Annotated in this window: 13 protein-coding genes; 8 read left to right on the top strand and 5 right to left on the bottom strand. The window is 69.9% G+C overall.

What is annotated here, in order from left to right; translation table 11 throughout:
• Nucleotides 1–123: 123 nt before the first annotated feature.
• Nucleotides 124–777, bottom strand: coding sequence for a hypothetical protein (locus tag HJC40_RS43155; RefSeq protein ID WP_250009627.1), 654 nt, complete (start codon nt 775–777; stop codon nt 124–126).
• 236 nt (nt 778–1,013) lie between these two features.
• Here HJC40_RS43155 and HJC40_RS43150 point away from each other — a divergent pair, with 236 nt between their 5' ends.
• On the top strand, nt 1,014–1,499 hold the full coding sequence (locus tag HJC40_RS43150; protein ID WP_250009626.1) for an XdhC family protein: 486 nt from the start codon (nt 1,014–1,016) through the stop codon (nt 1,497–1,499).
• A 70-nt stretch (nt 1,500–1,569) separates the two neighbouring features.
• Here HJC40_RS43150 and HJC40_RS43145 read toward each other — a convergent pair whose 3' ends face one another.
• The 3 genes from HJC40_RS43145 to HJC40_RS43135 are packed head-to-tail and all read right to left on the bottom strand — an operon-like array spanning nt 1,570 to nt 3,863.
• Nucleotides 1,570–2,949, bottom strand: coding sequence for a glycine--tRNA ligase (locus tag HJC40_RS43145; protein ID WP_250009625.1), 1,380 nt, complete (start codon nt 2,947–2,949; stop codon nt 1,570–1,572).
• Between the two features lie 60 nt (nt 2,950–3,009).
• On the bottom strand, nt 3,010–3,504 hold the full coding sequence (locus HJC40_RS43140; protein ID WP_250009624.1) for a hypothetical protein: 495 nt from the start codon (nt 3,502–3,504) through the stop codon (nt 3,010–3,012).
• Between the two features lie 17 nt (nt 3,505–3,521).
• Nucleotides 3,522–3,863 (bottom strand): antibiotic biosynthesis monooxygenase, encoded by a 342-nt coding sequence (locus HJC40_RS43135; RefSeq protein WP_250009623.1) that lies wholly within the window; start codon nt 3,861–3,863, stop codon nt 3,522–3,524.
• Between the two features lie 37 nt (nt 3,864–3,900).
• Between HJC40_RS43135 and HJC40_RS43130 the strand changes: the two genes are divergently transcribed.
• The 7 genes from HJC40_RS43130 to HJC40_RS43100 all read left to right on the top strand — a co-directional run bounded on the left by HJC40_RS43130 (nt 3,901) and on the right by HJC40_RS43100 (nt 8,127).
• Nucleotides 3,901–4,152: a DUF6703 family protein gene (locus HJC40_RS43130; RefSeq protein ID WP_284044553.1), complete on the top strand. Its 252-nt coding sequence runs from the start codon at nt 3,901–3,903 to the stop codon at nt 4,150–4,152.
• A 63-nt stretch (nt 4,153–4,215) separates the two neighbouring features.
• The gene (locus HJC40_RS43125; RefSeq protein ID WP_250009620.1) at nt 4,216–5,130 is read left to right on the top strand and encodes a metal ABC transporter substrate-binding protein; all 915 of its coding nucleotides are present in this window, start codon (nt 4,216–4,218) and stop codon (nt 5,128–5,130) included.
• Nucleotides 5,127–5,906, top strand: a complete 780-nt coding sequence (locus HJC40_RS43120) for a metal ABC transporter ATP-binding protein (protein WP_250009619.1) — start codon at nt 5,127–5,129, stop codon at nt 5,904–5,906. The genes HJC40_RS43125 and HJC40_RS43120 overlap by 4 nt, the downstream gene beginning before the upstream one ends.
• 1 nt (nt 5,907) lies before the next feature.
• Nucleotides 5,908–6,777 (top strand): metal ABC transporter permease, encoded by an 870-nt coding sequence (locus tag HJC40_RS43115; protein WP_250009618.1) that lies wholly within the window; start codon nt 5,908–5,910, stop codon nt 6,775–6,777.
• Nucleotides 6,778–6,783: 6 nt separating this feature from the next.
• A complete protein-coding gene (locus HJC40_RS43110) occupies nt 6,784–7,089 on the top strand; it encodes a metalloregulator ArsR/SmtB family transcription factor (RefSeq protein ID WP_250009617.1) in 306 nt (101 codons plus the stop codon).
• Nucleotides 7,086–7,493: a transcriptional repressor gene (locus tag HJC40_RS43105; protein ID WP_250009616.1), complete on the top strand. Its 408-nt coding sequence runs from the start codon at nt 7,086–7,088 to the stop codon at nt 7,491–7,493. Before HJC40_RS43110 ends, HJC40_RS43105 begins: the two co-directional genes overlap by 4 nt.
• Before the next feature lie 25 nt (nt 7,494–7,518).
• A complete protein-coding gene (locus tag HJC40_RS43100) occupies nt 7,519–8,127 on the top strand; it encodes a hypothetical protein (RefSeq protein WP_250009615.1) in 609 nt (202 codons plus the stop codon).
• Here HJC40_RS43100 and HJC40_RS43095 read toward each other — a convergent pair.
• On the bottom strand, nt 8,093–8,644 hold the full coding sequence (locus HJC40_RS43095; protein ID WP_250009613.1) for a DUF6328 family protein: 552 nt from the start codon (nt 8,642–8,644) through the stop codon (nt 8,093–8,095). The genes HJC40_RS43100 and HJC40_RS43095 overlap by 35 nt on opposite strands.
• Between the last annotated feature and the right edge of the window lie 30 nt (nt 8,645–8,674).

Below are 8,674 nucleotides of genomic sequence, written 5' to 3'. Positions count from 1 at the left end.
ACAACCATTACTGGCAAACACATCCGCCCGCACCACCAGGCACATCACCGACACACCTACCGCCCCAATCCACAACAGGGGTCGATCGGCTACGCCGATCAACCCCTGTTTAACACCAGTCACCTAGGCCGGCCGTCGGCCGAGAAGCCGGCTCACCGAACAGCGCCGCTCGATCCATGTCCTGCTCACCGGGCAGATCCACCCGGCCAGCTCAAGGGCGGTGATCCGGATGTCGTCGACGGGCCTGTTGAACATGGGCTCATGGTGAGCAAGCCGGTTGCGCGACAGGTGCAGAACCTCGACCGCGTCCTGAATGATCCGGCGCCGCGCCTGGCCGGGAAACGCCTCATACAAGGCTTGCCGCCAAAGCGTTGCGTCGTAGTAGCTGGCCAGTAGATACCGCCAGAATCCGAAATTGAGTTCCGCGACGACACGTCCCGGCGTCTCCGAGCGCCGGCCGTTTCGTCCCGCACGCTCCCGCGCGACGCGAATGTCCTTGACCGCCCGCGCCTGGAGAAGGCCACCGGCGTCGAGATACCACTTCGACTCAGCGAACTCAGCCTCCGACCAGTTCGTCAGGCTCTCGTGAAGTGCGTTACGCAGGACCACTTCCACGTGACCGAGGGTGGCAGCCAGCGCCGCCGACACATCCGCATTCCAGGTGTAAAGCTGCAGAGCTGCTTCCGGGTCCCCGCCGGTCGCATCGGCATACGGGGCCAACCTTTCGGGCGAAATCCTGCGGGTCATCACCGCCGTTTCGGTCAATTCGCCATGCATCTCCTGGTTTCCTCCCCCCGCTCTGCGGTATCTTTCTGCCGAAGACCCCGGACAGCCTCTGCTTGCATGCGGCCGGGGTTGCTGAGAAACCCCGGACAGCCTCTGCTTGCATGCGGCCGGGGTTTCCGCATTCCCGCCCCTTTCGATGCCGGGCTCATACTAGACGCACGACAACCTGTCGGGCATCAAGAGTGGACCGGCCGGCGCAGGGGATGGGGGTCTGGCAGAGTCGGGGCATGGGTGACGACGGTGGGGCGCGGCGGCTGGTTCTGGTGTTCGAGTCGCCGGTCGCGGAGGCCATTCTGCGACTGACGCCGGACCTCGGCTTTCAGACCGTGCTGGTGGAGCCGGACGAGACCCGGCTGCGGGGGACGCCGCGGCCGCACGGGGACCGCTTCGTACGTGATCTCGCGGCGGCCAACCTCGACGCGCACACCGACGTCGTGCTCACCGACCATGACCGGCCCGAGGTCGGGAACGTCCTCGCCCAGGCTCTGGACGCCCGGACGCGGTATGTCGGGATCATGGGCAACCCCAAGAAGGAAGGGCCGCACGTGGCGGCCCTTCGCTCCCGGGGTGTGCCGGAGGATCAGATCGCCCGGGTGCACCGGCCGATCGGGTTGAACATCCGGGCGCGGACCCCGGCCGAGATCGCCGTGGCGACCCTGGCCGGGCTCATCGCCGACCGGAACGACCGGCCCGGGGGCTTCGACTTCTCCTGAGACTTCTCCTGAGACTTCCCCTGCGACTTCCCCTGCGACTTCTCCGGAGAACGGAGATCGAGGGCGGAGGTCAGCAGCCGGGCAGGCGCTTGATCAGGTAGTCCTCGATCTGGCTGAGGCCGACCCGCTCCTGCTTCATGGTGTCGCGGTCGCGGACCGTCACCGCGTCGTCGGTCAGCGTGTCGAAGTCGACCGTGACGCAGAACGGGGTGCCGATCTCGTCCTGGCGGCGGTAGCGCCGGCCGATCGCCTGGGAGTCGTCGAACTCGACGATCCAGCGCTTGCGGAGCAGTTCGGCCAGCCCGCGCGCCTTGGGCGACAGCTCCGGGTTACGCGAGAGCGGCAGCACCGCCACCTTGACCGGGGCCAGGCGCGGGTCGAAACGCATGACCGTGCGCTTGTCGACGCCGCCCTTGGTGTTCGGGGCCTCGTCCTCGTCGTACGCCTCGAGCAGGAACGCCAGCACGGCCCGGGTGAGGCCGGCCGCGGGCTCGATCACGTACGGCACCCAGCGCTCCTGCTTCTCCTGGTCGAAGTAGGAGAGGTCGACGCCGGAGTGCTTGGAATGCGTCGACAGGTCGAAGTCGGTGCGGTTGGCGACGCCCTCGAGCTCGGCGAACTCGGTGCCGCCGAACTGGAAGCGGTACTCGATGTCGACGGTCCGCTTCGAGTAGTGCGAGAGCTTCTCTTTCGGGTGCTCGTAGAAGCGCAGGTTCGTCTCGGACAGGCCGAGGTCGCGATACCAGTCCCAGCGCTGCTGGAGCCAGTAGTCGTGCCAGGTCTCGTCCGACCCGGGCTCGACGAAGAACTCCATCTCCATCTGCTCGAACTCCCGCGTACGGAAGATGAAGTTGCCCGGGGTGATCTCGTTGCGGAAGCTCTTGCCGACCTGGGCGATGCCGAACGGCGGCTTCTTGCGGGCGGCGGTGGCCACGTTGTTGTAGTTGACGAAGATGCCCTGCGCGGTCTCGGGCCGCAGGTAGTGCAGGCCCTCGGCGCTCTCGGTCGGGCCGAGGTAGGTCTTCATCAGGCCGTTGAACATCTTGGGCTCGGTGAAGGTGCCCTTGTTGCCGCAGTTGGGGCAGTTGAGCTCCTGCAGCGAGGCGGGCGGCGAGCCGTGCTTGGCCTCCCACGCCTCCTCGAGGTGGTCGGCGCGGAACCGCTTGTGGCAGGACTGGCACTCGGTCAGCGGGTCGACGAAGGCGTCGAGGTGACCGGAGGCGGCCCACACGTCACGCGCGAGGATGACGGCGGAGTCGAGACCGACGATGTCGTCACGCTGCTGCACCATCGTGCGCCACCACTGGCGGCGGACGTTCTCCTTCAGCTCGACGCCCAGCGGACCGTAGTCCCAGGCCGAGCGGGTTCCTCCGTAGATCTCGCTGGAGGGGAAGACGAAGCCGCGGCGCTTGGCCAAGCTGACGACGGAGTCGATACGGTCGGCGGGCATGTTCCTCCTACGCCGGCTGGGTGTCGGCGGGGGCTCTAAGGATCAGGACAAACAGCGAGATTACTCCCCGAGCTCGCACACCTCGAACGCGCCCGTGGACGTGTTCTGGTCGAGCGAGGCCTCCAGCTGCTCGGTCTGGCCGTCCTCGTACGTCGCGTCGACCGGCACGGTCATGCCGATGGTGTCGAACGTGCCCAGCCGCCAGTCGGTGATGCGCTGCTCGCCCTGAACCCGGGTGCGGAACTCCGCGGCACTCTCGGCCCGCTTGGCCTGACCGCAGAGTTGCTCGTACGCATCGTCGTAGAGCCGGCCCTCGAGCGCCTTGAGGTAGTCGTCGACGGCCGCCTGCGCCTGCTCGTCGAGCGCGCCCTGCACCGACGAGCCCAGCCCGATCAGCGCGGCCACGCCCCCGCCGCAGATCAGCAGCACCACGCCGGCGCCGATGCCCAGGCTCCAGCCGAGACGCTTGCCCTTGCCCTCGACCGGCGGCGCCGGGAACGGCGGCTGGACGCCCGGACCCGGCGGCGGGGCGGGAACATGAGGCGCCGTCGTCATGAGGTCAACAGTAGTCGTCAGCGCCAGGGCTGAGAGGCCCGGTCGCTCTCGGTCACCACGACCGCCCCGCCCGGCTCGGCCGAGGCGAGGGTCTCGAAGGCCGACGGCTCGTCGATCGACTCGGCGAGCAGCGGGGTGGCATGGACCTTGACGTCGAAGGCGCCCAGCGCGCGCCGGTAGGCTCCGACGGACTCCCACTCGGTGACCAGCGTCCACGAGGACGGGTCCTCGATCGCGCGGGTCAGCCGGCCGGAAAGATAGCCGGGGCGCTCGGCCAGAGCACCGAGGGCGGCGTGCGCCCGCACGAGGAAGCCGTCCTGCGTGTCGGGCGGGGCGACGAAGCGGTTCAGCACCAACATGCGATGAGCGTACGCAGCGACGAGGAGTGACCACGTGATGCCCGACAACCACCTCCTGCGCCGGCTGACCCGGGTGAGTCCCACGGCGGCGTTCGTGGCCGCGCTCGTGGTGATGATCGCCGGCCTCTTCCTGCCCGGCATCGTGGGCGCGGCGCTGCTCTTCGTGCTGGCCGTGGGCCTGGCCGCGCTCACCTTCACGACCTGGCCGGTGCAGACCACCTCGACCCGGGCGCTCCGGGTGCTGATGCTCGCCCTGCTCCTCGCGGTGGTCGTGGCCAAGGCGCTCTGACCGGGAAGCCTGGGCACATATGCGATTTTGACAATCATTATCATTCTCGGAGACAGTGGTGGTATGCGCCGCCGCCTGCTTCCCTTCGTGCTCGCCCTGACCGTTCTCGCGGGCTGCGGCGGGCAGGCCGGCGGGGCGAAGGCCGGCGAGAAGCTCGAGATCGTCACGGCGTTCTATCCGCTGCAGTTCCTCAGCGAGCGGATCGGAGGCGACGTGGTCAGCGTCACCAACCTCACCAAGCCGGGCGCGGAGCCGCACGACATCGAGCTCACCCCGCGTCAGGTCGGTGAGGTCGCCGAGGCCGGCCTGGCCGTCTACATCAAGGGTTTCCAGCCGGCCGTCGACGAGGCGATCGGCCTCGAGGCCAAGGATCGCGCCTTCGACGCCGCCTCGGTCGTCCCGCTGCTGCCGGCCGGTGGCGGGGACGAGCACGGCCACGAGCACGAGACAGCCGAGAGCGGGGAGGACCCGCACGTCTGGCTCGACCCGGTGCGCTTCTCGACGATCGCCGAGAAGCTGGGCGAGCGCCTCGCCGAGGCTGACCCCGGCCACGCCGCCGACTACCGGGCGCGGGCCAAGGCGCTGGTCGCCGAGCTGGGCGCGCTGAACGGCGATTTCGCCGCCGGTCTCAAGACCTGCGAGCGGCGCGAGCTGGTGACCAGCCACACGGCGTTCGCCTATCTGGCCGGCCGCTACGACCTGCACCAGGTCGGCATCACCGGCATCGACCCCGAGGCCGAGCCCTCGCCGCAGCGCCTGGCCGCCGTGGCCCGGGAGGCGCGGGAGACCGGCACCACCACGATCTACTTCGAGACGCTGGTGAGCCCGGCGGTGGCCGAGACGATCGCCCGCGAGGTCGGCGCCCGGACGGCCGTGCTCGACCCGCTCGAAGGCTTGATCGACCAGAAGGGCGACTACTTCAGCGTCATGCGGGCGAATCTCGCCGCGCTGACCGCCGGATTGGGGTGTTCGGAATGAGCGTCGTGACGGTGCGCCACGCCGCGGTCGGCTATGACGGCCGCGAGATCCTGCACGACGTGTCGTTCGAGGTCGACGCGGGCGAGGTGGTCGCGATCCTCGGGGCCAACGGCTCCGGCAAGTCCACCCTCATCCGGACGATCCTCGGGCTGGCCTCGCTGACCCGGGGCGAGATCGACCTGTTCGGCACGCCGCAGCGCAAGTTCCGTGAGTGGGCCCGGATCGGCTACGTGCCGCAGCGGCTGGGCGCCGGCAGCGGGGTGCCGGCCACGGTCGGCGAGGTCGTCGCGTCCGGACGGCTGGCCCGGCGCGGCATCTTCCGCCCGTCCGGTTCCGTCGACAAGGCCGCGGTCCGCGACGCGCTGACCGACGTGGGCCTGCTGTCGCGCATCGACGACCCGGTCACCACGCTCTCGGGTGGCCAGCAGCAACGGACCCTCATCGCCCGCGCCCTGGCCGGAAAGCCCGACCTGCTGGTGCTCGACGAGCCCACGGCCGGGGTGGACGCGGCCAGCCAGGAGGCGTTCGCCGCCGCGCTGGGCCGGTTCGAGGAGTCCGGCGGCTCGATCCTGCTGGTCGCCCACGAGCTGGGCCCGCTGCGGCCGCTGATCGACCGGGCGGTCGTGGTGCACGAGGGCCGGGTGGCCCACGTGGGCCCGCCGCCCGAGCCGGCCGGCCACCACGCCGAGCCCGACCACGACCACGTGCACCCGCACGCCGTGACCCAGCCGACCGGCATCTGCGTGGCCCCCACCGACCGGATCGCGGCCAACTAAAATGGACCTTTTTCAGTACGACTTCATGATGCGGGCCCTGACCGGCGCTCTCATCATCGGTCTGGCCGCGCCCGCGCTCGGCATCTACCTGGTGCAGCGGCGGCTGTCGCTGATCGGTGACGGCATCGGTCACGTCGCGCTCACCGGCGTCGGCGTGGGCCTGCTGCTCAACCAGTCCCCCGTGATCAGCGCCGTGATCGTGGCGGCCGTCGGCGCGGTCGGCGTCGAGCTGATCCGCGAACGCGGCCGGACCTCCGGCGACCTGGCGCTGGCCCTGCTGTTCTACGGCGGCATCGCGGGCGGCGTGGTGCTGGTCGCCCTGTCCGACGACGCCAACAGCAACAGCCTGGTGCAGTACCTCTTCGGCTCGCTGATCACCACGTCACCCGAGGACATCGCGGTCATCGCGGTGCTGGGGGCGGCGGTGCTGGTCGCCATGCTGGCGTTCCGGCCGGCCCTGTTCGCGGTCTGCAACGACGAGGAGTACGCCCGGGTCAGCGGCCTGCCGGTGCGGGCGCTCAACATCCTGATGGCGGTGACCACCGCGGTGACGGTGACGATCGCCATGCGTACGGTGGGTCTGTTGCTCGTCTCGGCGCTGATGGTCATCCCGGTCGCCGCCGCGCAACAGGTGACCCGCGGCTTCCGCAGCACCATGGCGGCGGCGATGGTCATCGGCCTGGTCGCGGCCGGCATCGGGGTCGTCGTCTCGGCCGAGGCCGACACCCCGCCCGGCGCCACCACCGTCATCCTGGCGCTGGCCGTCTTCGTCGCGATCACGATCGGCGCCGCCGGCTGGCGCCTGGCGCGGCGGCGCGCCCACCCGCCGCACGAGGTCGAGCCGCCCGATGTCGTCCTGCAGAAAGTCTGAGGTCCGATGACGACCACGCCGAGTGGTTACGAGGCGTACGAGTCCGCCGGCGAGCTGCTGCGTGCCCTGTCCGCTCCGATCCGCGTCGCGATCGTGGCCGAGCTGGGCGCCGGCGAGCGCTGCGTGCACGAGCTGGTCGAGAAGCTCGGGGCGCCGCAGCCGCTGGTCTCCCAGCACCTGCGGGTGCTCCGCGGCGCCGGGGTGGTCCGGGGTGCACGACGCGGCCGGGAGATCGCATACTCGCTGGTGGACGATCACGTCGCGCACATCGTCGCCGACGCGGTCAGCCACGCGAGGGAGGTCCGATCGTGAACGCCGACCAGAATGTCGCGCAGCGCACCACCAAGCAGCGCACCGCCGTGAGCGCCGTGCTGGCCGAGGCCGAGGGCTTCTACAGCGCCCAGGAGCTGCACGCCCGGCTGCGCGAACGAGGCGAGCGGGTGGGCCTGACCACGGTCTACCGCACGCTGCAGGGGCTGGCCGACGCCGGCGAGATCGACGTGATGCGCCCGCCCGGCGGCGAGCACCTCTACCGCCGCTGCAGCCAGGGCCACCACCACCATCTGGTCTGCCGCGAGTGCGGCAGCGCGGTCGAGGTGGAGGGCCCGGCGGTCGAGTCGTGGGCCGGCAAGGTGGCCAGCCGGCACGGCTACGTGAACGTCTCCCACACGATGGAGATCTTCGGAACCTGCCCGGACTGCGCGGGTCGAGGCTAGCCGTCTACGTGGGACGCTGTGCGGCGTGAAGCTCTATGCCGACCGGCTGCCCACCGCCGTACGCCAGCTCCTGACCGACATCGTCGTGGTCCTGTGGATCTATCTGTGGATCCGGGCGGGTCTCTGGGTCAACGACATGGTCGAGAAGCTCGGCGTGCCGGGTGCGAAGCTGGAGAGCGCGGGCGGCGGCATCGCCGACAACCTGAGCGACGCCGGCAGCAAGGTCGGCGGGGTGCCCCTGGTCGGCGACGAGCTGGTCAAGCCGTTCGAGGGCGCGGCGTCGGCGGCCCGGTCGATCGCCGAGGCCGGCCGCCAGCAGCAGGACGTCGTCGACACGATGGCGATCGTCGTCGCGCTGATCGCGGTGGCCGTTCCGCTCGCGCTCGTGCTGTTCGGCTGGCTTCCCCTGCGGTTGCGGTGGATGCGCCGGGCCGCGGTCGCCAGCGCCGTACGCAACGATCCCGCGGGACGCGACCTGCTGGCGCTGCGGGCCCTGGCCGGCCAGCCGCTCAACCGCCTGGCCAAGCTCGGCCCCGACATCGCGCAGAGCTGGCGCAACGGCGACGCGGCGGCGGTCGACGCGCTGGCCGAGCTCGAGCTCAGGAAACTCGGTCTGCGGACTCGCCGGGGATGACCGCGGTCTTGCTGACCTCCTCGTCCTCCTCCTCGGCGTCCTCGTCGATCCAATTGCGCCGGAAGAACGGGACGGCCACCCAGAAGGTGAGGAAGAAGGCGGCGGTGATTCCGGTGAAGACGAACGCGATGGTCCGGTCGAGGATGAAGTCGGTGACCAGCAGGACACTGCTGACCATGGCGACGAGCAGGAAGAACAGGCCGCCGGTGGCCATCCGGTGGGCGTATCGCACCAGCTCGGGCTTGCGGCCCTGACGGAACAGGGCCCGGTGGAAGGCGACCGGCGCGATGATCATCGCGGTGGCGCCGGCCGCGGCCAGCAGCGCCACCACGTAGACGTCCTTCTGGAACTGCGTGACCTCGGAGAACCGGTTGCTGAAGGGCAGTGTCAGCAGGAAGGCGAAGAGGATCTGGATGCCGGTCTGCGCGACCCGCAACTCCTGAAGAAGGTCGGCGAAGTTCCGGTCCCAGCGCTGCTTTTCGGTCTCGTGTCTGACACGCGCCTTCTCTTCCACCATGACGGAGGCGATTCCCCAATATGAACGGGA

It is taken from the genome of Actinoplanes sp. M2I2 (assembly GCF_023544445.1).
Taxonomy (GTDB): domain Bacteria; phylum Actinomycetota; class Actinomycetes; order Mycobacteriales; family Micromonosporaceae; genus Actinoplanes.
This window is presented reverse-complemented; position numbering and strand designations above follow the sequence as displayed.

What these genes read in the sequence shown, in the direction of transcription:
- HJC40_RS43155 (WP_250009627.1), bottom strand. Translation starts at nt 777, where the DNA reads ATGCATGGCGAATTGACCGAAACGGCGGTGATGACCCGCAGGATTTCG.
- HJC40_RS43150 (WP_250009626.1), top strand. Translation starts at nt 1,014, where the DNA reads ATGGGTGACGACGGTGGGGCGCGGCGGCTGGTTCTGGTGTTCGAGTCG.
- HJC40_RS43145 (WP_250009625.1), bottom strand. Translation starts at nt 2,949, where the DNA reads ATGCCCGCCGACCGTATCGACTCCGTCGTCAGCTTGGCCAAGCGCCGC.
- HJC40_RS43140 (WP_250009624.1), bottom strand. Translation starts at nt 3,504, where the DNA reads ATGACGACGGCGCCTCATGTTCCCGCCCCGCCGCCGGGTCCGGGCGTC.
- HJC40_RS43135 (WP_250009623.1), bottom strand. Translation starts at nt 3,863, where the DNA reads ATGTTGGTGCTGAACCGCTTCGTCGCCCCGCCCGACACGCAGGACGGC.
- HJC40_RS43130 (WP_284044553.1), top strand. Translation starts at nt 3,901, where the DNA reads ATGCCCGACAACCACCTCCTGCGCCGGCTGACCCGGGTGAGTCCCACG.
- HJC40_RS43125 (WP_250009620.1), top strand. Translation starts at nt 4,216, where the DNA reads ATGCGCCGCCGCCTGCTTCCCTTCGTGCTCGCCCTGACCGTTCTCGCG.
- HJC40_RS43120 (WP_250009619.1), top strand. Translation starts at nt 5,127, where the DNA reads ATGAGCGTCGTGACGGTGCGCCACGCCGCGGTCGGCTATGACGGCCGC.
- HJC40_RS43115 (WP_250009618.1), top strand. Translation starts at nt 5,908, where the DNA reads ATGGACCTTTTTCAGTACGACTTCATGATGCGGGCCCTGACCGGCGCT.
- HJC40_RS43110 (WP_250009617.1), top strand. Translation starts at nt 6,784, where the DNA reads ATGACGACCACGCCGAGTGGTTACGAGGCGTACGAGTCCGCCGGCGAG.
- HJC40_RS43095 (WP_250009613.1), bottom strand. Translation starts at nt 8,644, where the DNA reads ATGGTGGAAGAGAAGGCGCGTGTCAGACACGAGACCGAAAAGCAGCGC.